Origin of the sequence: Pseudomonas sp. ArH3a, assembly GCF_022648765.1 — a bacterium.
Taxonomy (GTDB): domain Bacteria; phylum Pseudomonadota; class Gammaproteobacteria; order Pseudomonadales; family Pseudomonadaceae; genus Aquipseudomonas.
Window position 1 is genome coordinate 1389205 of record NZ_CP080330.1, and the last position, 26148, is coordinate 1415352.

The window sequence follows — 26148 nt, forward strand, 5'->3', positions numbered from 1 at the left end:
GAGGCATAGTATCGAGGCGTCTACGCGCTACAATGCGACTTTTCCCAACCATCGAGGTGTGCGTTTTGACTGCTCCAGGTCCTTTGAATTCCACTGCAGGCTCGCTTTTTGTCGTGGCGACGCCCATTGGCAACCTGGACGATATCAGTGCTCGGGCGCTGAAAGTGTTGCGCGAGGTAAAACTGATCGCGGCGGAAGATACGCGACACTCCCAGCGTTTGATGCAGCACTTTGGTATCAGCACGCCACTTGCCGCCTGCCACGAGCATAACGAGCGCGAAGAGGGCAGCCGTTTTATCACGCGCTTGCTGGCCGGTGACGATGTGGCGCTGATCTCCGATGCCGGTACTCCGCTGATTTCCGATCCTGGCTACCACTTGGTCCGACAGGCGCGTGCTGCTGGTATCAATGTAGTGCCTGTTCCGGGGGCGTGCGCGCTGATTGCTGCATTATCAGCAGCCGGGTTGCCGTCGGATCGCTTTATCTTCGAGGGTTTTCTGCCGGCCAAGACCGTTGGGCGCCGCGCGCGTCTGCAGGCCTTGAAGGAAGAGCCGCGCACGCTGATCTTCTATGAAGCCCCGCACCGCATCCTTGAATGCCTGCAAGACATGGAACTGGTCTTCGGCGGCGAGCGCCTTGCGCTGTTGGCGCGTGAGCTGACTAAAACCTTCGAAACCCTCAAAGGCCTGCCGCTGGAGGAGCTACGTGCCTTCGTCGAGGGCGACAGCAACCAGCAGCGCGGCGAGTGCGTGGTGCTGGTGGCTGGCTGGACGGCTCCGGAAGACGAAGATGCGGTGGGCAGCGAGGCCATGCGTATTCTCGATTTGCTGCTCAAGGAAATGCCGCTCAAGCGGGCTGCAGCCTTGGCGGCCGAAATTACCGGCGTACGCAAGAATGTGTTGTATCAAGCCGCGCTGGATAAACAGAAGGCCGAATAGTTCCGGGGGCAAAGCGGTATTCCGTCTGAACGTGATGGCATTGGCGCACTTTTAATACTTGTCCTCAGCCCGCCGTGCCGTTAACCTTCGCGGCGGAGAGTCGATTGGACAGTCGCTGCCCTCTATGAAAATTAGGGGGGGGAGGAAAGTCCGGGCTCCATAGGGCGAAGTGCCAGGTAATGCCTGGGAGGCGTGAGCCTACGGAAAGTGCCACAGAAAATAACCGCCTAAGCACTTCGGTGCCGGTAAGGGTGAAAAGGTGCGGTAAGAGCGCACCGCACGACTGGCAACAGTTCGTGGCTAGGTAAACCCCACTTGGAGCAAGACCAAATAGGGTCCCAAGGCGTGGCCCGCGCTGGGACCGGGTAGGTTGCTAAAGATGTCCAGTGATGGCCATCGTAGACGAATGACTGTTCAAGACAGAACCCGGCTTACAGATCGACTCTCCACCTTTTTTCCTTTTGTCCGAATCTCGGGCAGAAACCCGGTAGTAACGCAAGAATCCCTCCCTGCCAAATCATTGGCAGATGCGTCTTCGTAATACCAAAAAAATCTTACTCTTAATAAATTACTTTAACTTCAAGCCGTAGCTCTATGAGCTATTTGCGATTGTTGAGTCAAAAACATCGCAGAACTCGCGTTTCTCCTCCTTTTGCGTTCCTAAATCTCCGTTCTGTAAGGCTTTTCCTTGAATCCGTGCCTTGACGGTGTGGTGGGCGCATTCCTATAGTGTGCGCAAGTGGCGGAAAGTGGCACAAAGTGGGTTTTTTGAACGTAAAACGCTAAAATTTGGAGAAACGCATCTGTGTTTCGCGGAGCTAACGCTATCAGTCTCGATGCAAAAGGCCGTCTCGCTATGCCGAGCCGGTATCGCGACGAGCTGATTTCGCGAAGTTCCGGGCAGTTGATCATCACGATCGATGCCGTTGACCCTTGTTTATGTGTTTACCCGCTCGATGAGTGGGAGTTGATCGAAACCAAGTTGCGCGCTCTGCCTTCATTGCGTGAAGAAAACCGCCGCCTGCAGCGTTTGCTGATTGGTAATGCCGTCGACCTCGAACTCGATGGCAGTGGGCGCTTCCTGGTGCCTCCGCGTCTGCGCGATTACGCCAAGCTGGATAAGCGCGCAATGCTGGTCGGCCAACTGAACAAGTTCCAATTGTGGGACGAAGATGCCTGGGATGCTGTTTCTGCAGCTGACCTGGCTGCTATTCAACAACCGGGCGCTATGCCTGATGAACTGCGTGATTTGATCCTGTGACTATTGATAGCGGCTTTAACCACATCACCGTACTGCTTGACGAAGCCGTTGAGGCTCTCGCCGTACGCGCGGATGGCTGCTATTTGGATGGCACCTTCGGCAGGGGCGGGCACAGTCGGTTGATCCTCAGTCAGCTCGGGCCCGACGGTAAACTCCTCGGGTTTGACAAAGACCCCCAAGCGATTGCCACCGGGCAAGCGCTAGCGGCCGAAGACGGCCGCTTTGTCGTTGTGCAGCGCAGCTTTGCCGAGCTGGGTGCCGAAGTCGCCGAGCGCGGTATGGCAGGCAAGGTGGCCGGGGTTTTGCTCGACCTGGGCGTGTCTTCGCCGCAGCTCGATGACCCGGAGCGCGGCTTCAGTTTCATGAACGACGGCCCGCTCGACATGCGCATGGACCCTACCCGTGGGATCAGTGCGGCGGAGTTCATCGCCACCGCGCCCCATGAAGAAATTACCCGTGTATTCAAGGAATACGGCGAAGAACGCTTCGCCGGTCGCATGGCCCGTGCCGTGGTCGAGCGCCGCGAAATCCAGCCGTTCGAACGCACCGCCGACTTGGCCGAAGTGCTGAAAGTCGCCAACCCTGCCTGGGAAAAGGGCAAGAACCCGGCGACCCGCGCGTTCCAAGGCCTGCGCATTCACGTCAACAACGAATTGGGCGATCTGGAAGCCGGCCTCGAAGCCGCACTGGAAGCCTTGGAAGTGGGCGGTCGCCTGGTTGTGATCAGCTTCCACTCCCTGGAAGACCGCATCGTCAAGTTGTTCATGCGTCGTCTGGTCAAGGGCGAGTCCGATAACCTGCCGCGTAACCTGCCGGTACGTTTCGAAGCCTTTGTGCCGAAAATCAAAATCCATGGCAAAGCGCAGTTCGCTTCCGAAGCGGAACTCAAGGCCAACCCACGTTCCCGTAGCGCCGTTATGCGCGTCGCGGAGAAGCTGCGGTGAGCAAGCTTTTCGCCAAGCCCCTCCCGGGCGGCAGCTTCTTTATGTTGCTGCTGTTTGTCGGCGTGCTGGTGTCCGCGATTGCGGTGTCCTACAGCGCCCACTACAACCGCCAATTGCTCAATACCCTGTACGGGGAATTGAGCGTGCGTGATAAAGCGCAGGCGGAGTGGGGCCGGCTGATCCTCGAGCAAAGCACCTGGACCGCGCACAGCCGCATCGAAGTGCTGGCCACCGAGCAGCTGAAAATGCACATTCCGGGCGCGGCCGAAGTTCGCATGGTGGCGCCATGATGAAACTTGAGGGCGCACTCTACCCATGGCGCTTCCGTCTCATGCTGGGCTTGCTGGCATTGATGGTGGGCGCGATTGCCTGGCGGATCATCGACCTGCAGGTGATCGACCGTGAGTTCCTGATCGGCGAGGGCAATGCCCGTAGCATGCGGCATATCCCGATCCCTGCGCACCGCGGCCTCATCACCGACCGTAACGGTGAGCCTCTGGCCGTGAGTACGCCGGTGACCACCCTGTGGGCCAACGCCAAAGAATTGCAGGTGGCCAAGGACAAGTGGCCGGCGCTCGCCGCCGCCCTGGGCCAGGACCCAAAAGCCTTGTCTGAACGCCTGGAAGCCCAGGCCAATAAAGAATTCATCTACCTGGTTCGCGGGCTCACCCCTGAACAAGGTCAGCAAGTGCTCGACCTTAAAGTCCCCGGTGTTTATGGCATCGAGGAATTTCGTCGTTTCTACCCGGCCGGTGAAACCACCGCCCATATGGTTGGCTTTACCGACATCGATGACCACGGCCGTGAAGGGGTGGAGCTCGCCTACGATGAATGGCTGGCCGGGGTTCCTGGTAAACGGCAGGTCATCAAGGATCGGCGCGGCAGACTGATCAAGGATGTCCAAGTCACCAAAAACGCCAAGGCCGGTAAGCCCTTGGCGTTGTCGATTGACCTGCGCCTGCAATACCTGGCCAACCGCGAGCTGCGTAACGCAATCATCGAGAACGGCGCCAAGGCCGGCAGCCTGGTGATCATGGACGTGAAGACCGGCGAGATCCTCGCCATGGTCAACCAGCCGACCTACAACCCGAACAACCGTCGCAACCTGCAACCGGCGATGATGCGCAACCGCGCGATGATCGACGTGTTCGAACCCGGTTCGACCATGAAAGCCATCTCCATGAGTGCCGCCCTGGAGACCGGGCGCTGGAAGCCGAGCGACAAAGTCGAGGTATACCCGGGCACCCTGCAACTGGGTAAATACACCATTCGTGACGTGTCCCGCACCGAAGGTCCGGTGCTGGATTTGACAGGTATCCTGATCAACTCCAGTAACGTGGGCATGAGTAAAGTTGCCTTTGATATCGGCGGCGAAACCATTTACCACTTGGCGCAAAAAATCGGCTTGGGCCAGCCTACCGGCCTGGATTTTCCCGGCGAGCGCGTGGGCAACCTGCCGAACTACCGCGAGTGGAAAAAAGCTGAGACCGCCACGCTTTCCTATGGCTACGGCCTATCGGTAACCGCGATCCAGCTGGCCCATGCTTTCTCTGTATTGGCCAATAATGGCCGCATGGTTCCACTGAGCCTTATTCACGTCGACGAAGCGCCGAAAGCCACCCAGGTGATTCCGGAAAACGTCGCCAAGACCATCCAAGGCATGCTGCAACAAGTGATCGAAGCGCCGCGCGGTGTATTCCGTGCCCAGGTGCCGGCCTATCACGTGGCAGGCAAGTCGGGTACCGCGCGTAAAACGTCGGTGGGCACCAAGGGCTACGCCGAAAACTCGTACCGCTCGCTGTTCGCCGGCTTCGGCCCGATGAGCGACCCGCGCTACGCCATCGTTGTCGTGATTGATGAACCGAGCAAGGCCGGTTACTTCGGTGGCCTGGTGTCGGCGCCGGTGTTCAGCAAAGTGATGTCCGGGACGTTGCGCCTGATGAACATCACGCCGGACAACCTGCCGCCCACCCAACAAGCGAACGCCGGACCACCGGCCGCCGCTGCCAAAGCCAATGGAGGGCGCGGCTGATGTCTCTTAGCTTGAACAAGATTTTTGCCCACGCCGGACGCGATCTGCTAATTCGCGAGTTGAGCCTGGACAGCCGTAATGTGCGCGCCGGTGACCTGTTCCTGGCCGTGCCTGGCGGCAAGTTCGACGGCCGTGCGCACATCGCCGATGCCCTGCAACGCGGCGCTGCCGCCGTGGCGTACGAAGTGGAAGGCGCCACCGTGCTGCCGATCACTGACGTGCCTTTGATTCCAGTCAAGGGCCTGGCTGCGCAGCTGTCGGATATCGCCGGGCGCTTCTATGGTGACCCGAGCCGTCAACTGAACCTGATCGGCGTGACCGGCACCAACGGCAAGACCAGCGTGACCCAGCTTGTCGCGCAAGCCCTTGACCTGCTGGGCCAGCATTGCGGCATTGTCGGCACCTTGGGCACCGGCTTTTATGGCGCGCTGCAAAGCGGCCTGCACACCACGCCGAACCCGATTGCCGTGCAAGCCACCTTGGCCGACCTGAAAAAGGCCGGCGCCAAGGCGGTTGCTATGGAAGTGTCCTCCCATGGCCTGGACCAGGGCCGCGTGACGGCACTGGCCTTTGACGTGGCGGTGATGACCAACCTGTCCCGCGATCACCTCGACTACCACGGCACCATGGAGGCCTACGCCGCCGCCAAGGCCAAGCTGTTTGCCTGGAATGATCTGAGGTGCCGGGTGGTTAACCTGGATGACGCATTCGGTCGCCAGTTGGCTGCGCAAGACAGCGAAGCGCGCCTGATCAGCTACAGCCTGGAAGATTCCAGCGCGTACCTGTACTGCCGCGATGCCCAATTTAATGACGAAGGCGTGCTCGCCACGTTGGTCACGCCTCAGGGCGAACACCACTTGCGCAGCACCTTGCTGGGGCGTTTCAACCTGAGCAACGTGCTGGCCGCCATTGGCGCACTACTTGGCCTGGATTACGCGCTGGATGAAATCCTGCGTGTGCTGCCCAAGCTGGAAGGCCCGGTCGGTCGCATGCAGCGTTTGGGTGGCGGCTCGCAGCCGCTGGTAGTGGTCGATTACGCCCACACCCCGGACGCCCTGGAAAAAGTTCTCGAAGCCCTGCGCCCACACGCCAAGGGCAAGCTGCTGTGCCTGTTCGGCTGCGGCGGTGATCGTGATCGCGGCAAGCGTCCGTTGATGGCCGAGATCGTCGAGCGCCTGGCCGATGGCGTACTCGTCACCGACGACAACCCACGCAGCGAAGCGCCGAGCCAGATTTTCGACGATATCCGCGTTGGCTTCAAAGATGCGTCGAAGGCTACTTTCGTCGCCGGCCGTGGCGCTGCCATTGCCCAACTGATCGCCAGCGCCAGTGCTGACGACGTGGTGGTGCTGGCCGGTAAAGGTCACGAGGACTATCAGGAAATCAACGGCGAACGCCATGCCTTCTCCGATCTGGTCGAGGCCGATCACGCCCTGACCGCCTGGGAGGTCGCCCATGCTTAAAGCGATGACGTTCAGCGAACTGACCCAGGCCTTGTCGGCCCGCGTAGTGTCGAGCGACTGCAGTTTCGACGGCGTCAGTATCGACAGCCGCAACATCAAGCCTGGGCAACTGTTTGTAGCCTTGGCGGGCCCGCGTTTTGATGGTCACGACTACCTGAACGACGTCGCCGCCAAAGGTGCCGTGGGTGCCTTGGTGCAGCGCGAAGTGGCGGACTCCACCTTGGCGCAATTGCTGGTCGCTGACACACGCCTGGCCCTAGGCCAGCTGGGTGCACTGAACCGCGCCGCCTTTAATAAGCCGGTTGCAGCCATCACCGGCTCCAGCGGCAAAACCACGGTTAAGGAATTGCTCGCCGGTGTCCTGCGCACGCGCGGGCCGGTGCTTGCCACCCGTGGCAACCTGAACAATGATTTCGGCGCCCCGCTGACCCTGCTCGAACTGGCCCCGGAACATACGGCGGCGGTGATCGAACTGGGTGCTTCGCGCGTCGGCGAAATCGCCTACACCGTGGCGCTGACCAAGCCCCACGTTGCGATTATCAACAACGCCGGCACCGCCCACGTGGGTGAGTTCGGTGGCCCGGAGAAAATCGTTGAAGCCAAGGGCGAAATCCTTGAAGGCCTCGATGCGTCCGGCACAGCTGTATTGAACCTCGACGACAAAGCCTTCGAGACCTGGCGTATACGCGCCGCCGGTCGCAAGGTACTGACGTTTGCCGTGTTGAACGCGGCAGCTGACTTCCACGCTTCCAACATCATCGTCGACGCCCGTGGCTGCCCGTCCTTCACCTTGCACACCCCGCAAGGTAGCGAGCACGTGCAACTGAATCTGCTGGGCAACCACAACGTCGCCAATGCCTTGGCCGCTGCCGCTGCCGCGCATGCCTTGGGTGTGTCGCTGTTTGGTATCGCCACCGGTCTAGGCGCGGTGCAGCCGGTCAAAGGCCGCACGGTTGCGCAACTGGCGACCAACGGCATGCGCGTGATTGACGACACCTACAACGCCAACCAGTCCTCGGTTTGCGCGGCCATCGATCTGCTCAAAAGCTTCGACGGGCGCAAGGTGCTGGTGCTGGGCGATATCGCCGAACTGGGCGACTGGGCCGAACAATCCCATCGTGAAGTCGGCGCTTACGCTAGCGGCAAAGTCGACGCGTTCTACGCCGTCGGCCCGAACATGGCTTACGCCGTTGACGCCTTCGGTCTTGGTGCACGGCATTTCGCAACCCAGGCCGAGCTGATCCAGGCACTGGCTTCGACTGAACAACACAAAAACACAACCATTTTGATCAAGGGATCGCGCAGCGCGGTGATGGAAAACGTCGTCGCGGCCTTGTGTGGCTCAAGTACGGAGAGACATTAATGCTGCTGCTGCTGGCTGAGTATCTGCAACAGTTCCACAAAGGCTTCGCGGTCTTTCAGTACCTGACCCTGCGCGGGATCCTGGGTGTGCTGACTGCGCTGTCTTTGTCGCTGTTCTTGGGGCCGTGGATGATCCGCACCCTGCAGAGCCTGCAAATTGGTCAATCGGTTCGCAATGACGGCCCGCAGTCGCACCTGTCAAAATCCGGCACCCCGACCATGGGCGGCGCGCTGATCCTGTCGTCCATCGGCATCAGCACTTTGCTCTGGGCTGACCTGCATAACCGCTACGTCTGGACGGTGCTGCTGGTGACCCTGTTGTTCGGCGCCATCGGCTGGGTCGATGACTACCGCAAAGTGATCGAGAAAAACTCCAAGGGGCTGCCAAGCCGCTGGAAGTATTTCTGGCAGTCGGTGTTCGGCCTCGGCGCTGCGATCTTCCTTTACACGACAGCGCCAAGCGCGGTCGAGACCACCTTGATCATCCCGATGCTCAAGGACGCCAGCATCCCATTGGGCATCGGCTTCGTGGTGCTGACCTACTTCGTGATCGTCGGCTCCAGTAACGCGGTGAACCTGACCGACGGCCTCGACGGCCTGGCGATCATGCCGACGGTGATGGTTGGCGGTGCGCTGGGCATCTTCTGCTACCTGTCGGGTAACGTGAAATTCGCTGAATACCTGCTGATTCCGTATGTACCGGGCGCGGGTGAACTGATTGTGTTCTGCGGCGCGCTGATCGGTGCTGGCCTGGGCTTCCTATGGTTCAACACCTACCCGGCACAAGTCTTTATGGGCGACGTCGGCGCACTGGCGCTGGGCGCGGCCTTGGGCACCATCGCGGTGATCGTTCGCCAGGAAATCGTGCTGTTCATCATGGGCGGTGTGTTCGTGATGGAAACCCTGTCGGTGGTCATCCAGGTGGCTTCCTTCAAATTGACCGGGCGCCGCGTATTTCGCATGGCGCCGATTCACCACCACTTTGAACTCAAGGGCTGGCCCGAGCCACGCGTGATCGTCCGCTTCTGGATCATCACCGTGATTCTGGTACTGGTCGGCCTTGCCACCCTGAAACTGAGGTAGAAACGAGTGTCCCTGATCGCTTCAGACCACTTCCGCATCGTTGTCGGCCTCGGCAAGAGCGGCATGTCCCTGGTTCGCTTCCTGGCGAACCGGGGCACGTCGTTTGCCGTGGCTGATACGCGGGAAAATCCACCGGAGCTGGTCACGCTGCGCCGTGACTACCCGCACGTGGAAGTGCGTTGTGGCGAGTTGGATGTCGAGTTTCTGTGCCGCGCTGATGAGCTCTACGTGAGCCCGGGCCTGGCCTTGGCGACACCGGCCCTGCAAGCGGCTGCGGCGCGTGGCGTTAAGCTGTCCGGCGACATCGATCTGTTCGCACGTAACGCGAAGGCGCCAATCGTGGCGATCAGTGGCTCCAACGCGAAAAGCACCGTGACCACGCTGGTCGGTGAGATGGCCGTTGCCGCCGGTAAGCGCGTGGCCGTGGGCGGTAACCTCGGCACACCGGCGCTGGACCTGCTCAGCGATGACGTCGAGCTGTACGTGATGGAACTGTCGAGCTTCCAGCTCGAAACCACCCACGACCTGGGCGCCGAAGTCGCCACCGTGTTGAACGTCAGCGAAGACCACATGGACCGTTACAGCGGCCTGCCGGCGTACCACTTGGCCAAGCACCGGATCTTCCGGGGTGCCAAGCAAGTGGTGGTCAACCGCCAGGATGCCTTGAGCCGTCCGCTGATGGGCGAGGGCTTGCCATGCTGGACCTTCGGCCTGGGTAAACCTGATTTTAAAGCCTTCGGCATTCGCGAAGAGAACGGCGAGAAATACCTGGCCTTCGAATTCCAGAACCTGATGCCGGTGCGCGAACTGAAAATCCGTGGTGCGCATAACCAGTCCAATGCCCTGGCGGCCTTGGCGCTGGGCCATGCTGTAGGCCTGCCCTTCGATGCGATGCTTTCCAGCCTGCGCACTTTCGCCGGCCTTGAGCACCGCTGCCAGTGGGTCCGCGACCTCAATGGCGTCAGCTATTACAACGATTCCAAGGCCACCAACGTCGGTGCTGCATTGGCTGCTATTGAAGGCCTTGGCGCCGACATCGAAGGCAAGCTGGTGCTGATCGCCGGCGGCGACGGCAAAGGCGCTGACTTCAAGGACCTCAAAAGCCCGGTGGTTGCGCATTGCCGCGCCGTGGTGCTGATGGGCCGTGACAGCGACTTGATCGCCGCCGCCCTCGGTGACGGCGTGCCGCAAGTGCGCGCCACGTCCCTGGACGACGCCATTGCCCAATGCCAAGCCCTGGCCCAGCCGGGTGACGCAGTGCTGCTGTCACCGGCGTGCGCCAGTTTCGACATGTTCAAGAACTACGAAGAGCGCGGCCAACTGTTCGCCCGCGGCGTGGAGGCCTTGGCATGAATTTGCGAGATATCATCAAGCCGTACCCGTCGCCGATCATCACTGGCCGTGGCGTCGACCTCGACTTTCCGATGCTCGCCGGTTGCCTCGCGCTGCTGGGCCTGGGCCTGGTGATGATCACGTCGGCTTCTTCCGAAGTGGCCGCCGTGCAGTCGGGCAACACGCTGTACATGATGATCCGTCACTTGGTGTACCTGGTGATCGGCCTCGGCGCGTGCTTCGTTACCATGATGATCCCCATCGCCACCTGGCAGCGCCTGGGTTGGCTGATGCTGATCGGTGCGTTCGGCCTGCTGATCATGGTGATCCTCCCCGGCATCGGTCGTGAGGTGAACGGTTCGATGCGCTGGATCGGCTTCGGTGCGTTCAACGTGCAGCCGTCGGAAATCGCCAAGGTGTTCGTGGTGATCTACCTCGCCGGCTACCTCGTACGTCGCCAGAAAGAAGTGCGCGAAAGCTGGATGGGCTTCTTTAAGCCATTCATCGTGTTGCTGCCGATGGCCGGCCTGTTGCTGATGGAGCCCGACTTCGGTGCCACCGTGGTGATGATGGGCGCGGCGGCGGCGATGCTGTTTCTCGGCGGCGTGGGCTTGTTCCGGTTCGCCTTGATGGTGGTGCTGGCGGTGGTTGCCGTTTACCTGCTGGTCGAGGCACAACCGTATCGGATGGCGCGCCTGATTACCTTTACCGACCCTTGGTCCGATCAGTTCGGTTCTGGCTACCAGTTGACCCAGGCGCTGATCGCCTTTGGTCGCGGTGGGTGGCTGGGCGTCGGCTTGGGGAACAGCGTGCAGAAGCAGTTCTACCTGCCGGAAGCGCACACCGACTTCGTGTTCTCCGTGCTTGCCGAAGAGCTCGGCGCCGTGGGCTCGCTGTGCACCGTTGCGCTGTTCGTATTCGTCTGCGTACGCGCCCTTTACATCGGTCTTTGGGCCGAGAAAGCCAAACAGTTTTTCGCCGCCTATGTCGCGTACGGGTTGGCGTTTTTGTGGATTGGCCAGGTGCTGATCAACATCGGGGTAAACATCGGTCGTCTGCCGACCAAGGGTTTGACCTTGCCGTTTCTCAGCTACGGCGGCAGTTCGTTGGTCATCTGCTGCGTGTGCCTCGGCTTGTTGCTGCGCATCGAGTGGGAGAGTCGAACCCACCTGGGCAGCGAAGAGATGGAATTCAGCGAGAGCGATTTTGCCGAGGAGCCGAACCATGGGCGCTAACGTGCTGATCATGGCGGGCGGCACCGGGGGCCACGTGTTCCCGGCCCTGGCGTGCGCCCGCGAATTCCAGAACCGTGGCTACACCGTGCATTGGCTCGGTACGCCGCGAGGCATTGAAAATGAATTGGTCCCGAATGCCGGCTTGCCGCTGCATTTGATCAACGTCACCGGCCTGCGTGGCAAGGGCAAATTGTCCCTGCTCAAGGCGCCGTTCGTGTTGCTCAAGGCCGTGTGGCAGGCGCGCAAAGTCATCCGCGAATTGAAGCCGGTATGTGTGCTTGGTTTCGGTGGGTATGTGACCGGCCCTGGCGGTGTCGCCGCCAAGCTCGCTGGCGTGCCGGTGATCGTGCACGAACAGAACGCCGTCGCCGGTACCGCGAACCGCTTGCTGGTGCCATTGGCCGCGCGGGTGTGTGAAGCGTTCCCGAATACCTTCAGCGCCTCGGATAAGCGCCGCACCACCGGCAACCCGGTGCGCACTGAACTGTTTATGGACATTGACCGTGAGGCACTGGCCGGGCGTAAGGCGCATCTGCTGATTCTCGGCGGAAGCCTGGGCGCCGAGCCACTGAATAAATTGCTGCCGCAAGCGCTGGCACAACTCCCTGTGGAGTTGCGCCCGGAGATCTTCCACCAGGCTGGCAAGAACCACGATGAAATCACCGCTACCCGCTATCGCGAGGCCGGTGTCGAGGCGGATGTACAGCCGTTCATCAAAGACATGGCCCAAGCCTATGGCTGGGCCGACCTGGTGGTCTGTCGCGCTGGTGCGTTGACCGTCAGTGAACTGGCCGCCGCCGGTCTGCCGTCCTTGCTGGTGCCTTTGCCCCACGCGATTGACGATCACCAGACCCGCAACGCCGAATATTTGGCCGGGGAGGGCGCTGCCTTCCTGCTGCCGCAAAGAACGACTGGCGCCGCCGATTTGGCCGCACGCCTGACCGAGGTTTTGATGCAACCGGAACGACTCAATAGCATGGCGAGCACCGCAAGCCGCCTGGCCAAACCTGACGCAACCCGCACCGTGGTCGATATCTGCCTGGAGGTGGCCCATGGTTGAGAATCAGAAAGCCATGCCGCAACCGGAAATGCGCCGCATCCGTCGTATCCACTTCGTCGGTATCGGCGGCGTGGGCATGTGCGGGATTGCCGAAGTCCTGCTGAACTTGGGCTACCAAGTGTCCGGCTCCGACTTGAAAGAGTCGCCGGTCACTGACCGCCTGAAGTCCTTCGGTGCACAGATCTTTATCGGCCACCGCGCCGAGAACGCTGCCGAGGCTGATGTACTGGTGGTCTCCAGTGCCGTGAACACTTCCAACCCGGAAGTGGCCACAGCCCTTGAGCGCCGAATTCCTGTGGTGCCGCGCGCCGAGATGCTCGCCGAGCTGATGCGCTATCGCCACGGCATCGCCGTGGCCGGTACGCACGGTAAAACCACCACCACCAGCCTGATCGCCTCGGTGTTCGCCGCCGGTGGCCTGGACCCGACGTTCGTCATCGGTGGCCGTCTGAATGCAGCGGGCACCAATGCTCAGCTCGGCACCAGCCGTTACCTGATTGCCGAAGCCGATGAAAGTGATGCCAGCTTCCTGCACCTGCAACCGCTGGTCGCGGTGGTCACCAACATCGACGAAGACCACATGGCGACCTACGGTGGTGACTTCAACAAATTGAAGAAAACCTTCGTCGAGTTCCTGCACAACCTGCCGTTCTATGGTTTGGCCGTGGTGTGCTTGGACGATCCGGTAGTGCGTGAAATCCTGCCGCAGGTCAAGCGTCCGACCGTGACCTACGGCTTCAGCGAAGACGCCGACGTGCGCGCGATCAATGTGCGCCAGGAAGGCATGCAAACCTACTTCACCGTACTGCGCCCTGACCGCGAGCCGCTGGACGTTTCGGTGAACATGCCGGGCAATCACAACGTGCTCAACTCCTTGGCGACCATCTGCATCGCCTCCGATGAGGGCGTCAGCGATGAAGCCATCGTTGAAGGCCTGTCGCGCTTTGCCGGTGTTGGCCGTCGCTTCCAGGTCTACGGCCAACTGCCGGTTGAAGGCGGCGACGTGATGCTGGTCGATGACTACGGTCACCACCCAACCGAAGTCGCGGCCGTGATCAAAGCTGTGCGCGGTGGCTGGCCGGAGCGCCGCCTGGTGATGGTTTACCAGCCGCACCGCTACAGCCGCACGCGTGATTTGTACGACGATTTCGTCAATGTATTGGCCGATGCCAACGTGCTGCTGCTGATGGAAGTGTACCCGGCCGGTGAAGAACCGATCCCGGGCGCCGACAGCCGCAAGCTGTGCAATAGCATCCGTCAGCGTGGCCAGTTGGACCCGATCTACATCGAGCGCGGTGTGGACCTGGCGCCGATCGTCAAGCCGCTGCTGCGTGCCGGTGACATCCTGCTGTGCCAGGGTGCCGGTGACATCGGTGGCCTTGCGCCTAAATTGCTGGCGAGCCCGTTGTTTGCCGCTGCGCAGGGGAAGTCGAAATGACCACGAATTACGACGCCCTGTTTTCCACCCTCGCGCCTGCGGACTTCGGCCGCGTGGCCGTGCTGTTCGGCGGCAAGAGCGCTGAGCGCGAAGTCTCGCTCAAGTCCGGCAATGCCGTGCTTGAAGCACTGCAAAGCGCCGGTGTGAACGCGTTCGGTATCGACGTGGGCGATGATTTCCTCGCCCGCCTGTTGGCCGAGAAGATCGACCGTGCTTTCATCATCCTGCACGGCCGTGGCGGTGAAGATGGCAGCATGCAAGGCTTGCTCGAGTGCGCCGGCATCCCTTACACCGGCAGCGGCATTCTCGCTTCGGCACTGGCGATGGACAAGTTGCGCACCAAGCAGGTGTGGCACAGCCTGGGTATTCCAACCCCGCGTCACAGCGTGCTGTGCAGCGAAGACGATTGTATTTCTGCAGCCAAGGAACTGGGCCTGCCTTTGATCGTCAAACCAGCCCATGAAGGCTCCAGTATCGGCATGGCTAAAGTGAACTCGGCCGCCGAATTGATCGACGCATGGAAAGCGGCAAGTACCTACGATTCGCAAGTGTTGGTGGAACAGTGGATTCAAGGCCCTGAGTACACCATCGCCACCCTGCGTGGCCAGGTATTGCCGCCTATCGCATTGGGCACGCCCCACACCTTTTACGACTACGACGCCAAGTATGTGGCTTGCGATACTCAGTACCGCATCCCGTGTGGCCTCGACGCAACCAAGGAACAGGAATTGATGGACCTCACGGCGAAAGCCTGTGAGGCGCTGGGTATCGCCGGTTGGGCGCGGGCAGACGTGATGCAGGATGACCAAGGGAATTTCTGGTTCCTGGAAGTCAACACCGCTCCCGGCATGACCGATCACAGCTTGGTACCTATGGCAGCCCGTGCCGCCGGTTTGGATTTCCAGCAGTTGGTGCTGGCGATCCTGGCCGACAGCATTGAGCCAAGAGGCTAAACACATGAACGGCGCATCGCTTCGTCATCAGCCCCCACAAGCACCGAGCCGCAAGCCGGTGCCACGGGGTGCCAGCCGCATGGTGGCTAAAGAGCCGATGTCGGCGCGCCTGCCGAAAGCCAACTTTGGTTTTATCAAAGCGCTGTTCTGGCCGGTACTGCTGGTGGCGTTGGGCTTCGGTACTTACGAAGGTGCACAGCGCTTGTTGCCGTATGCCGACCGTCCGATCACCAAGATCAGCGTGCAGGGCGACTTGAGCTACATCAGCCAGCAAGCGGTGCAGCAGCGCATTGGCCCGTACTTGGCGGCGAGCTTCTTCACCATCGACCTGGCCGGTATGCGCTCGGAGTTGGAACAGATGCCGTGGATCGCTCACGCCGAAGTCCGCCGCGTCTGGCCGGACCAGGTGACGATCCGCCTGGAAGAGCAACTGCCCGTGGCCCGTTGGGGCGATGGTGCGCTGTTGAACAACCAGGGCCAGGCATTCACCCCGCGTGAGCTGGCCAACTACGAGCACCTGCCGCAGTTGTTCGGGCCGCAGCGGGCGCAACAGCAAGTGATGCAGCAGTACCAGGCCTTGAGCCAGATGCTGCGGCCACTGGGTTTCTCCATCGCGCGCCTGGAATTGCGTGAGCGGGGCAGCTGGTTTTTGACCACCGGGGCCGGCAGTTCCGGCCCGGGCATCGAGTTGTTGCTGGGACGCGACCGCTTGGTGGAAAAGATGCGCCGCTTTATTGCCATCTATGACAAGACCTTGAAAGAACAGATTACGAACATTGCGAGCGTCGACCTGCGTTACGCCAACGGCCTGGCCGTCGGCTGGCGTGAACCAGCTGCGCCGACGACAGCCAAACCCGCTGTCGCGAAGAATTAAGAAGAGGCAGGACCCATGGCAAACGTGCAAAGCGGAAAAATGATCGTCGGTCTCGATATCGGCACCTCCAAAGTGGTGGCCCTGGTCGGCGAGGTCGGGGAAGACGGTGTTATCGAAATCGTCGGTATCGGCACGCATCCGTCCCGGGGCCTTAAGAAGGGCGTGGTGGTCAACATCGAGTCCACCGTGCAATCGATCCAGCGCGCTATCGAAGAAGCGCAGTTGATGGCTGGCTGCCGGATTCACTCGGCGTTCGTCGGCGTGGCCGGCAACCATATCCGCAGCCTGAACTCCCACGGCATCGTGGCGATCCGCGACCGTGAAGTCAGCGCGGCTGACCTTGAGCGTGTACTCGACGCGGCCCAGGCTGTGGCAATTCCGGCTGACCAGCGCGTGCTGCACACCCTGCCGCAGGACTACGTGATCGACAACCAGGAAGGCGTTCGCGAGCCGCTGGGCATGTCGGGCGTGCGTCTGGAAGCCAAGGTTCACGTGGTGACCTGCGCGGTCAACGCGGCACAGAACATTGAAAAATGCGTGCGCCGCTGCGGCCTGGAAATCGACGACATCATTCTCGAGCAGTTGGCTTCGGCCTACTCGGTACTGACCGACGACGAAAAAGAACTGGGCGTGTGCCTGGTGGACATCGGCGGCGGCACCACCGACATCGCGATCTTCACCGAGGGTGCGATCCGTCACACCGCCGTGATCCCGATTGCTGGCGACCAAGTCACCAACGACATCGCCATGGCGCTGCGTACACCGACCCAGTACGCCGAAGAAATCAAGATCCGTTACGCCTGCGCCCTGGCCAAACTGGCCGGCGCCGGTGAAACCATCAAGGTACCAAGCGTGGGCGATCGCCCACCGCGTGAGCTGTCGCGCCAGGCCCTGGCCGAAGTGGTCGAGCCACGTTACGACGAGCTGTTCACCCTGATCCAGGCTGAACTGCGCCGCAGCGGCTACGAAGATTTGATCCCGGCCGGCATCGTGCTGACCGGTGGCACCTCGAAGATGGAAGGCGCGGTCGAACTGGCCGAGGAAATCTTCCACATGCCGGTTCGCCTGGGCGTGCCCCATGGCGTCAAAGGCCTGGGCGACGTGGTGCGCAACCCGATTTATTCCACCGGTGTGGGCTTGCTGTTGTACGGGCTGCAAAAGCAGACCGACGGCATTTCCTTGTCGGGCCCGAGCATCCGTGACAGCTACCGCAGCGATGACGAGGCCAAAGCGCCGTTGTTCGAGCGGTTGCAGGCTTGGGTAAAAGGCAATTTCTAAAGATTTACCGTGACACCGCAACACCGCAACAAGCAGTAGGCGAAAAAACTAGAGAAAACGAAAGGAGAGGGAACATGTTCGAACTCGTAGACAACATCCCCGCAAGCCCGGTTATCAAAGTAATCGGTGTCGGCGGTGGCGGCGGCAACGCTGTCAACCATATGGTCAAGAGCAACATTGAAGGCGTTGAATTCATCTGCGCCAACACTGATGCCCAAGCGCTGAAAAGCATCGGCGCGCGGACCATCCTGCAATTGGGCACAGCCGTGACCAAGGGCCTCGGCGCTGGCGCCAATCCGGAAGTCGGCCGTCAAGCCGCCCTGGAAGACCGCGAGCGTATTGCTGAAGTGCTGCAAGGCACCAACATGGTGTTCATCACCACGGGCATGGGCGGCGGTACCGGTACCGGTGCTGCGCCGATCATTGCCGAAGTGGCCAAGGAAATGGGGATTCTGACCGTTGCTGTTGTGACGCGTCCGTTCCCGTTCGAAGGCCGCAAGCGCATGCAGATCGCCGACGAAGGTATCCGTCTGCTGTCTGAAAGCGTCGACTCGTTGATCACTATTCCCAACGAGAAGCTGCTGACCATCCTGGGCAAGGACGCAAGCCTGCTGTCCGCATTTGCCAAGGCTGACGATGTACTCGCCGGTGCCGTTCGCGGTATCTCCGACATCATCAAGCGCCCAGGCATGATCAACGTCGACTTTGCCGACGTACGTACCGTGATGAGCGAAATGGGCATGGCGATGATGGGCACTGGCTGCGCCAGCGGTCCGAACCGTGCACGTGAAGCGACTGAAGCGGCGATCCGCAACCCATTGCTGGAAGACGTGAACCTGCAAGGTGCACGCGGCATCCTGGTGAACATCACCGCCGGCCCTGACCTGTCCCTGGGTGAGTACTCCGACGTGGGTAGCATCATCGAAGCCTTCGCTTCCGAGCACGCGATGGTCAAAGTCGGTACCGTTATCGACCCGGACATGCGCGACGAGCTGCACGTGACCGTCGTTGCTACCGGCCTGGGCGCAAAAATCGAGAAGCCTGTGAAGGTCATCGACAATACCGTTCACACCGGTCACAACAGCCATGCTAGCCACGCCAGCCAGCAAGCTGCCGCTCCAGCGCCTTCGCGCCAGGAACTGCCGTCTGTTAACTACCGTGACCTGGACCGTCCGACCGTGATGCGCAACCAGGCTCAGGCCGGTGCTGCGGCGTCCCGTAGCCCGAATCCGCAAGATGATCTGGACTACCTGGACATCCCGGCATTCCTGCGTCGTCAGGCCGATTAATGGAATGTATCAGGGCTATGAAGGTGATTGGTGTTCAGCAAAGGTCTGGTCTGTTATTATCGCCAGCCTTTGTTGATACCAGTTCGCAATTTGCGCTGAAGCGGTCCAAGCCATGATTAAACAACGCACCCTGAAGAATATTATTCGTGCCACAGGTGTAGGTCTGCACTCCGGGGAGAAGGTATACCTGACCCTCAAGCCCGCACCTGTCGACACCGGCATCGTGTTTGTTCGTGCCGACCTGGACCCTGTGGTGCAGATTCCTGCTCGCGCGGAAAACGTTGGCGAAACCACCATGTCGACCACGTTGGTCAACGGTGACGTCAAAGTGGACACGGTGGAGCACTTGCTCTCGGCCATGGCTGGCCTGGGCATCGATAACGCCTACGTCGAGCTCTCCGCGTCCGAAGTCCCAATCATGGATGGCAGCGCCGGACCCTTCGTATTCTTGATTCAATCTGCCGGCCTGGAAGAACAGGACGCAGCCAAGAAGTTCATTCGCATTCTGCGGGAAGTGACAGTAGAAGACGGCGACAAGCGCGCCACCTTCGTCCCGTTCGAAGGCTTTAAAGTGAGCTTTGAGATCGATTTCGATCACCCGGTATTCCGTGACCGCACCCAAAGTGCAAGCGTGGATTTTTCCAGCACTTCGTTCGTAAAAGAAGTCAGCCGCGCCCGTACCTTTGGTTTCATGAGTGACATCGAGTACCTGCGCAAGCACAACCTCGCACTCGGCGGCAGCGTTGAAAACGCCATTGTGGTCGACGCGGATGGTGTACTGAACGAAGACGGCCTTCGCTATGAAGACGAATTCGTGAAGCACAAGATCCTCGATGCAATCGGTGACCTCTACCTGCTGGGCAATAGCCTGATAGGCGAGTTCAAAGGCTTCAAGTCGGGCCACGCCCTTAACAACCAGCTGCTGCGCAAGTTGATTGAGCAGACAGACGCTTGGGAAGTCGTGACCTTCGAAGATGCCAGCACCGCACCGATCTCTTACATGCGTCCCGTTGCGGCGGTGTAAGTAACAACTCTCTTTCTTTAGTTTTGAAAGGCCACCTTCGGGTGGCCTTTTTTTTTGTGTCTAACACACCATGATACTAATGTGGGTTATCAATGGTTTGCCTGTAGGAACTGATACCTAGCCGCGTACCACAATAGGTTTGTGAGGCCGTTGAATTGGCGACATCGTAGCGAGTGAGCCGAAGGCCGAGCGATTGATGAGTAAAGCAAGAGAAGCCAATACATCAAACTTACTGTGAGCGGGTATTACCCTTGAATAATGTATCTCCAAACTACGCTTACCGTGGCCCAGCCCCTCAGCAACAAAATGGCGGCTATGTTAGCGGCCAGCAGCAAAACGTTAATAATCAGCCGCCGCGTTCCTTTGCCGCGCCCTTCACGGCGAATGTTTTCGGCGGTGAGGCTAAGTTTCAAGCGATTCCCACGCTGTCTTTTTATCCCCGGGCGTATGCCACTATTGCGGCCAGGCTTACCCCAATTCCTGGCGGCCCCAGCGTGGGCGTGAGCGCAACAGCACGTTTTGACCCGGCAATCACCTTGCGCCCAACAGACGCCGGTGGCTTCCAAGTCAGTTTTGTACCCAGGATGCAGTTAGCCGCAAGCGGCGATGTCAGGGCAGGCATTCCCAATATTCTAAATACGGGGCTTGGTATCAATGCAGGTGCTCGCCTGACACAGGTGCTTAATTTCAGTGCTCCAGAGTTCAGCGCGACGGTCGAACCAACGGGTGAATTCAAAGCTAAAGCTAATTTTAATCCCACCCTTAGCACTCAACAGTTTGCTGGGGTGAATGGTGGGCTGGAGGGTAATGTCTCGGCCCCGATCCCTGGCCCTATTCCAGGTTTAAGTGTAGGCGCCGGCGGTGGTGTAAACCAAAGTATTACGGGCGGCCCCGGGCATGAAATAAAAGTCGGTGGTCCTGGCGTGGAGTTCGCATTGTCTCCCACCGGGCAGCCATCAATAACGCAGAACTTTGATCGTACTGTTTCTGTCGCAAACAGTTATACCTTCTTCCCAAGAACGAGTATTAACGCGAATGTTCAAGCAGGTCCGTTAACCGTTACTACGGGAGGGGGCGTGACACCGACATTTACCGTTCAGCACAGGGTTACCTTCAGTACCGACCTTGGCAGCAAGATAACGCCCAAGCACGAGTTCTCTGTGGTGCCGGGGGTAGCTGTTGATGGTTCCTTCGGTTTCCGAGTCTCGCTGCTTCCTCGCGAATGGCCGGTGAGCCTTACCGCAGAAATCGGTGTCGATCCGAGGGCAACGGCGACAGCGCGCGGGAGTTACACGGTATAGCGTTCCTTCACGCCTGACTCCATTGGAGCAGGCGTTACCCTTTCAGGAACGGGCTTTGGCATCGACAATCCGATTGCGTCCGCTGTGCTTGGCCTCATACAGCGCCTGGTCCGCACTCAGCAACAACGCCTCCAACGAAGTGCGGCTGCGTTTATCCCAAGTGCTCATGCCGATACTCACGGTAATCGGCCGCTCGGCACCGGCCACCCGTGGCAAATGCTCGACGCTGCTGCGGATGTGCTCGGCGATCACCCACGCACCCTTGGCGTCGGTATTCGGCAGCACCACGGCAAACTCTTCCCCGCCATACCGCGCGGCCAGGTCGGCCGGGCGTCGGATGTTGCCACCGATCACCTGCGAGACCGCGCGCAATGCCTCGTCGCCGCTATGGTGGCCATGACGGTCGTTGAAGGCCTTGAAGTTGTCCACATCGATCATCAACAGTGTCAGCGGCTCGGTCGAGCGCTGCGCGCGGTCCCATTCCAGGCGTAGGCGCTGGTCCAGGGTGCGGCGGTTCGCCAGGCCTGTGAGCGCATCGGTGGCTGCCAGTTCTGACAGCACCTGTTCGGCACGATGGCGACGGCGCAGTTCGCGGCGCAACATCCAGGTCAGCCACAACAGGCCGATACACAGCACGCCGGTAGCGCCACTGGTCAGCAGCGCGGCACGTTGCCAGGGGGCGAACACGTTTTCGCTGGCCAGTGCCACCACCACAATCAACGGCAGCTCACCGACCTTGGTGAACGTATATAAACGCTCTGTGCCAGAGAGGGCGGAGATGGCCTGAAAGCTGCCTTCGCCTTCGCGCAGTATGCGTTTGAAATTGGGCCGGTCGCTGAGGTCCTTATCAATCATGTCGCGCTCCAGCAGCGGCTGCTGGGCCAGAAGAATGCCACGGGTGTTCAGCAGGTTGACGGAGCTGCCGTTGCCGATGGTGAGGCGGTTGAACAGTTGATCGAAATACGCCAGGCGAATCGTCGCCACGGCCACGCCGGCGAACTCGCCGTTGGGGCCCTCCACTCGGCGACTGAATGCCATGCGCCACACTTGATCGCAATCGCAGCGGATCTTGAACGGGCGGCTGATAAACAGCCCTGCCTGTGCATTTTGTTTATGCACCTGGAAATAGTCACGGTTGGCGAAATTGCGCGGCGTCGGCTGCAACGTCGAAGAATCGGCAACCACCGCACCATTGGCATCCAGCAACAGCACTTCACCCTTGAACGGCGCTGCGGTGGATTGATCAAACTGCACCATGTGCCGGATGTCCGGCGGCGTCCGCGACAGGTCATTGCGTGTGGTGGCCGTGATCAAGCCCTGCAGCGCCAGGTCGTAGAGTTCGGCGTTGCGCAGCACATCGGCATTGATCAGTTGGGTGATATTGGTGGTCTCGCGCTTGGCCGCCTGCAGGGTGCTGGCGTGTTCGCGGGTGAGCAAGGCTGCGACGATAACCACGATCAGGATGACGGTCAGGCCACTGCCCAGAATCAGCAGAAGCTCCGAGCGTGCAGGTAAAGAAGGAGGGCGGAGTTGACTCATCGCGCAGGCTTCAACAGGAAGATACTGGCAGTTTAGTTCTACGCGATGAAAATTAGAGCATGGGCTAAAAAAGAAAGATCAGCGGGTTAGAACACGTTGATCGGGTAGTCCACGATCACCCGGTATTCGTCCACGTCCCGATCCACCGCCGCGTAGCCGTTGCCGCCGCGGTTGGTCGCCCACTGCAGGCGCACGGCCAGGTCTTTGGCTTTGCCGCCTTGCACCACGTATTTCAGGTCGATATCGCGCTCCCAATGTTTCGCGTCCTTGCCGTCGGCGCTGTACCAGGCGCTGTAGCCACGGCTTTGCGGGTCGACCTTGGTCAGGTCGGTCTTGCCGCTGATGTAGGACACGGCGGACGTCAGCCCAGGCATGCCGAGGCCTGCAAAGTCATAGGCATACTTGAGTTTCCAAGAGCGCTCGTTAGGGCCGTTGAAGTCCGAGTATTGCTGGGAGTTATCCAGGTAGATGCTGTCGCCCTGGCTGATGTAGTCGAACGGCGTGTTGCCGTTGACCCGCTGATAAGCGGCGGTGACGCTGTGGTTGCCCACGCCTACGGTGAAATGCAGGCTGTAGGTATTGTTGTCGATGTTGCCCAGCAGCGATTGGCCGGTGTCCTGGGTGTGGTAGTAGTGCAGGCCTGGGTTGAGGCTGACCAAGTCGTTCAGCGCGTAGGTGTAGTCCAGGTCGTAGTAGTACTGGTGCCACACATCCTTGAGTTCGGAGGCGTACAGGTTACTGGTCAAGCCCGCAATGCCGCTGAAGGACGCGCCGGCCCAGTTCAGGTGCTGGCTGTCGGCATGCTCCGGCAGCGCGCCATAGCTGGTGCCGATGCGCCGGTGGCCGCTCTGGTTGTAAAGCTTGGTGAAACTGGCCTGACCGCCTTCGAGCATCCAGCCGTCGAAGCTGTGGTTGGTCAGGCTTACACCACGGAAATCCTGCGGCAACATGCGGGTCATACCGCCGGCGATCACCGGGTTATTGAGGAACAGGTCCCCGGCCTTCAGCTCGGTGTCGAAGGCGCGCATTTTCAAGGTGCCGCCCGCGGTGGAGAACGAGCCGGGCGCTTTGCCGTTGCCGGAACCCACCGGCAGGATGCTGGAACCGTCGGTGCCGCCACCGCCGTCGAGCTTGAGGCCGAGCATGGCGTTGAGGTCCAGGCCGAAGCCGACGGTGCCTTGGGTGTAGCCGGATTCAAACGTGCCGATGAAGCCTTGGCCCCATTCCTTGCTGTCATCGGTGTGAATGTCGCGACGGTCGCGGTTCATGTAGTAGTTGCGGGTGTTGATCTTGAGGCTTGCGCCTTCGACGAAACCATCGGCGGGGGTGGTGTCTGCTGCTTGGGCGAAAGGGGCAATCGTTGCTGTAATTGCGAGGAATAGCGGGGTAAACGTCAGCGAGTTCTTCACCGGTGGAGCTCCTTTGGTCAATCGTAAACGGCCAATGTCGTGGGGGTGTGCCTGGCCTTTTTTACGGCAAAAAAAAGCCGCTGAAGTCAGCGGCTTTAAGACAGATTCCCAGTGTAGAGCCCTGGAAAAAAGTCGAGGGGAATTGGGGTGAGCGGGGAGCTGTCTTTGCCATTGCGCTCATCGGTGCGTCAAATTAACGCAGGTGAGCGGTGTGATACAGAGTGTAACAAGATAATGACTGTTGCCCAAACCGCAATAGTCAAGGTGGCAGAGATCCACTGTGGGAGCTCGGTGTTAAACCGGCAACGTGATGCCAAAGGTATTGCCGCTGCCATCACTGCGTACAAACACATCCCCGCCATGCATCAACGCAATCGCCTTGACGATCGCCAGCCCCAACCCATGATTCGCCCCGCTGTTACTGCGCGACGCATCCACCCGATAAAACCGCTCGAACAACCGTGGCAAGTGCTCACTGGCAATCTCATCCCCAGGGTTGGTCACCGCAATCGCCACCTGATGCGCCTGCACCTCGATAGCCACCTCAATCACCTGCCCCGGCGCGGTGTGCTGCACCGCATTGCTCAGCAGATTAATCAGCGCACGGCGCAAGTGCGCTTTTTCAATCTGCACCAAAGCGTCACCGCGCACTCGCACTTGGACCTGGGCGTCTTCGAGGATGAAGTCCAGGTAGTCGAGCGTGGTAGCCACCTCATCCGCCAGCGAACTTTCGATCAGCTTGGTCGCCTTGCTACCCTGGTCAGCACTGGCAAGAAACAACATGTCATTGATGATCGAACGCAAGCGTTCCAGCTCTTCAAGATTAGATTGCAGCACCTCGAAATAATGCTCGGCCGAACGCCCGCGCGTCAGCGCTACCTGGGTCTGGCCAATCAGGTTGGTCAGCGGCGAACGCAACTCATGCGCCACGTCGGCATTGAAAGACTCCAAGCGCGAATAAGCCTGTTCCACCCGGTCCAGCGTGGAGTTGAACGAATTGACGAACTGGCTCAATTCCGGCGGTAACGGCGACAGTTGCAAGCGCCCCGAGAGCTTGGGCGGTGCAAGTTTCTGCGCTTCATCCGAGAGTTTGCTCAACGGCTTGAGGCCGATACGCGAGACCCAAAACCCCAACAGCGCCGCCAGCACCACGCCGACAAATGCCAGGCTGATCAGCGCCACCAGCAATTGGTGTTGGGTCGTGCGGAAGTTTTCGGTGTCGATGGCGATCATAAAACGCAGCGGCGGGCGCTGTTCTTTCGCCGCGAACTGGCTCACCAGTACCTTGAACGGGTACTCACGCTCCGGCAGACGCAAGTCGCGCTTACCGGTCGGCCCTGCAGCGAACGCGCGGATCTGCGCATCCGGGTTGCCGTACTCGTAGTTTGGATCGCTGCTCACCACCCAGAAGCGAATGCGCTGGTCTTCCTCACCAAGCAATTTCAGTTTGGCGGTGATTTTCGCCCAGTGCTCCGGCGTGCCGAAGCGGTTCACCGAGGATTCAAGCACGCTGTAGCGCGCATCCAGCTCGGCGCCCGGCAACAACCCCAGGCCCCGGTCCACTTGCTGGTACAACGCGCCGCCGATCAACACGAAGATCAGCAACGCCACCAACGTGAACATGCCGCTCAGGCGCAGGGCGATGGAGTTAGCCGACACTGCGGTTCTCCAGCACATAGCCCATGCCGCGAATGGTGTGCAGCAGCTTGGTATCGAACGGCCCGTCGAGCTTGGCGCGCAGGCGCTTGATCGCCACTTCCACGACGTTGGCATCGCTGTCGAAATTGATGTCCCAGACCATCTCGGCAATCGCGGTCTTGGAGAGGATTTCACCCTGGCGCCGCGCCAACACGCTGAGCAGCGAGAACTCCTTGGCGGTCAGGTCCAGGCGCAGGCCGTTGCGGCTGGCTTTGCGGCTGATCAAGTCGATCCACAGGTCGGCGACGGTGACCTGCACCGGTTCATGCCCGCCACTGCGCCGGGTCAGCGCTTGCAGGCGTGCCACCAGTTCCAGGAATGAAAACGGTTTGCCCAAATAGTCATCGGCGCCTTCACGCAGGCCACGAATGCGGTCTTCCACGCGCTCGCGGGCGGTGAGCATGATCACCGGCGTCTGCTTGCGCGCACGCAGCGCACGCAGCACGCCGAAGCCGTCGAGGCCGGGCAGCATCACGTCGAGCACGATCACTGCGTAATCGTTCTCCAGCGCCAGGTGCAGGCCCTCGATGCCTTCGCGTGCCACATCGACGGTGTAGCCTTGTTCCGTCAGGCCGCGGTGCAGGTAATCCGCGGTTTTTTCTTCATCTTCAATAATCAGGACGCGCATAAGCCTT

22 protein-coding genes and 1 other RNA gene are annotated in these 26148 nt (G+C 60.2%); 19 read left to right on the forward strand and 4 right to left on the reverse strand.

From position 1 onward, the window contains the following. The first annotated feature begins 32 nt into the window (after window positions 1–32). From rsmI to K0P33_RS06375, 19 genes are all read left to right on the forward strand, one after another. Window positions 33–938, forward strand: a complete 906-nt coding sequence (rsmI, locus tag K0P33_RS06285; RefSeq protein ID WP_176462944.1) for a 16S rRNA (cytidine(1402)-2'-O)-methyltransferase — start codon at window positions 33–35, stop codon at window positions 936–938. A gap of 96 nt (window positions 939–1034) precedes the next feature. After that, window positions 1035–1388, forward strand: an RNA gene (gene rnpB / locus K0P33_RS06290) — RNase P RNA component class A. Between the two features lie 355 nt (window positions 1389–1743). Next, window positions 1744–2199, forward strand: coding sequence for a division/cell wall cluster transcriptional repressor MraZ (mraZ, locus tag K0P33_RS06295; RefSeq protein WP_122427928.1), 456 nt, complete (start codon window positions 1744–1746; stop codon window positions 2197–2199). A gap of 2 nt (window positions 2200–2201) precedes the next feature. Beyond that, window positions 2202–3143, forward strand: a complete 942-nt coding sequence (gene rsmH, locus K0P33_RS06300; protein WP_242156000.1) for a 16S rRNA (cytosine(1402)-N(4))-methyltransferase RsmH — start codon at window positions 2202–2204, stop codon at window positions 3141–3143. Beyond that, window positions 3140–3433 carry a cell division protein FtsL gene (gene ftsL, locus K0P33_RS06305; protein ID WP_003216203.1) on the forward strand — a complete coding sequence of 98 codons (294 nt, stop codon included), beginning with the start codon at window positions 3140–3142 and terminating at the stop codon, window positions 3431–3433. Before rsmH ends, ftsL begins: the two co-directional genes overlap by 4 nt. Beyond that, entirely contained in the window at window positions 3433–5175 is a 1743-nt protein-coding gene (locus K0P33_RS06310) for a penicillin-binding protein 2 (protein WP_242156001.1), read from the forward strand. Before ftsL ends, K0P33_RS06310 begins: the two co-directional genes overlap by 1 nt. Further along, on the forward strand, window positions 5175–6638 hold the full coding sequence (locus tag K0P33_RS06315) for a UDP-N-acetylmuramoyl-L-alanyl-D-glutamate--2,6-diaminopimelate ligase (protein WP_094951287.1): 1464 nt from the start codon (window positions 5175–5177) through the stop codon (window positions 6636–6638). Before K0P33_RS06310 ends, K0P33_RS06315 begins: the two co-directional genes overlap by 1 nt. Beyond that, on the forward strand, window positions 6631–8001 hold the full coding sequence (gene murF / locus K0P33_RS06320; RefSeq protein ID WP_242154512.1) for a UDP-N-acetylmuramoyl-tripeptide--D-alanyl-D-alanine ligase: 1371 nt from the start codon (window positions 6631–6633) through the stop codon (window positions 7999–8001). The genes K0P33_RS06315 and murF overlap by 8 nt, the downstream gene beginning before the upstream one ends. Continuing rightward, window positions 8001–9083: a phospho-N-acetylmuramoyl-pentapeptide-transferase gene (gene mraY, locus K0P33_RS06325; protein ID WP_094951289.1), complete on the forward strand. Its 1083-nt coding sequence runs from the start codon at window positions 8001–8003 to the stop codon at window positions 9081–9083. Before murF ends, mraY begins: the two co-directional genes overlap by 1 nt. Window positions 9084–9089: 6 nt before the next feature. Continuing rightward, entirely contained in the window at window positions 9090–10436 is a 1347-nt protein-coding gene (gene murD, locus K0P33_RS06330) for a UDP-N-acetylmuramoyl-L-alanine--D-glutamate ligase (RefSeq protein WP_242154514.1), read from the forward strand. Window positions 10437–10438: 2 nt separating this feature from the next. Continuing rightward, window positions 10439–11650 (forward strand): putative lipid II flippase FtsW, encoded by a 1212-nt coding sequence (ftsW, locus tag K0P33_RS06335; protein WP_176462946.1) that lies wholly within the window; start codon window positions 10439–10441, stop codon window positions 11648–11650. After that, window positions 11640–12710 (forward strand): undecaprenyldiphospho-muramoylpentapeptide beta-N-acetylglucosaminyltransferase, encoded by a 1071-nt coding sequence (murG, locus tag K0P33_RS06340; protein ID WP_242154521.1) that lies wholly within the window; start codon window positions 11640–11642, stop codon window positions 12708–12710. The genes ftsW and murG overlap by 11 nt, the downstream gene beginning before the upstream one ends. After that, complete coding sequence (murC, locus tag K0P33_RS06345) at window positions 12703–14148, forward strand: UDP-N-acetylmuramate--L-alanine ligase (protein ID WP_094951293.1); 1446 nt, start codon at window positions 12703–12705, stop codon at window positions 14146–14148. The genes murG and murC overlap by 8 nt, the downstream gene beginning before the upstream one ends. Next, window positions 14145–15101 (forward strand): D-alanine--D-alanine ligase, encoded by a 957-nt coding sequence (locus K0P33_RS06350; protein WP_094951294.1) that lies wholly within the window; start codon window positions 14145–14147, stop codon window positions 15099–15101. Before murC ends, K0P33_RS06350 begins: the two co-directional genes overlap by 4 nt. 4 nt (window positions 15102–15105) lie before the next feature. Then, entirely contained in the window at window positions 15106–15975 is an 870-nt protein-coding gene (locus tag K0P33_RS06355) for a cell division protein FtsQ/DivIB (RefSeq protein ID WP_094951295.1), read from the forward strand. Between the two features lie 15 nt (window positions 15976–15990). After that, window positions 15991–17253 (forward strand): cell division protein FtsA, encoded by a 1263-nt coding sequence (gene ftsA, locus K0P33_RS06360; protein ID WP_017738691.1) that lies wholly within the window; start codon window positions 15991–15993, stop codon window positions 17251–17253. 74 nt (window positions 17254–17327) lie between these two features. After that, window positions 17328–18542: a cell division protein FtsZ gene (gene ftsZ / locus K0P33_RS06365; RefSeq protein WP_242154523.1), complete on the forward strand. Its 1215-nt coding sequence runs from the start codon at window positions 17328–17330 to the stop codon at window positions 18540–18542. Window positions 18543–18654: 112 nt separating this feature from the next. Next, complete coding sequence (gene lpxC / locus K0P33_RS06370) at window positions 18655–19566, forward strand: UDP-3-O-acyl-N-acetylglucosamine deacetylase (RefSeq protein WP_003171886.1); 912 nt, start codon at window positions 18655–18657, stop codon at window positions 19564–19566. Between the two features lie 251 nt (window positions 19567–19817). Then, complete coding sequence (locus tag K0P33_RS06375) at window positions 19818–20867, forward strand: hypothetical protein (RefSeq protein ID WP_094951297.1); 1050 nt, start codon at window positions 19818–19820, stop codon at window positions 20865–20867. A 42-nt stretch (window positions 20868–20909) separates the two neighbouring features. Here K0P33_RS06375 and K0P33_RS06380 read toward each other — a convergent pair whose 3' ends face one another. The 4 genes from K0P33_RS06380 to K0P33_RS06395 all read right to left on the reverse strand — a co-directional run bounded on the left by K0P33_RS06380 (window position 20910) and on the right by K0P33_RS06395 (window position 26141). Further along, window positions 20910–22406, reverse strand: a complete 1497-nt coding sequence (locus K0P33_RS06380; protein WP_242154525.1) for a sensor domain-containing diguanylate cyclase — start codon at window positions 22404–22406, stop codon at window positions 20910–20912. Window positions 22407–22492: 86 nt separating this feature from the next. Continuing rightward, the gene (locus K0P33_RS06385; RefSeq protein ID WP_242154527.1) at window positions 22493–23815 is read right to left on the reverse strand and encodes an OprD family porin; all 1323 of its coding nucleotides are present in this window, start codon (window positions 23813–23815) and stop codon (window positions 22493–22495) included. A 294-nt stretch (window positions 23816–24109) separates the two neighbouring features. Next, window positions 24110–25474, reverse strand: a complete 1365-nt coding sequence (locus K0P33_RS06390) for a heavy metal sensor histidine kinase (protein WP_242154528.1) — start codon at window positions 25472–25474, stop codon at window positions 24110–24112. Then, window positions 25464–26141, reverse strand: a complete 678-nt coding sequence (locus K0P33_RS06395) for a heavy metal response regulator transcription factor (RefSeq protein ID WP_094951301.1) — start codon at window positions 26139–26141, stop codon at window positions 25464–25466. The genes K0P33_RS06390 and K0P33_RS06395 overlap by 11 nt, the downstream gene beginning before the upstream one ends. Window positions 26142–26148 lie beyond the last annotated feature (7 nt).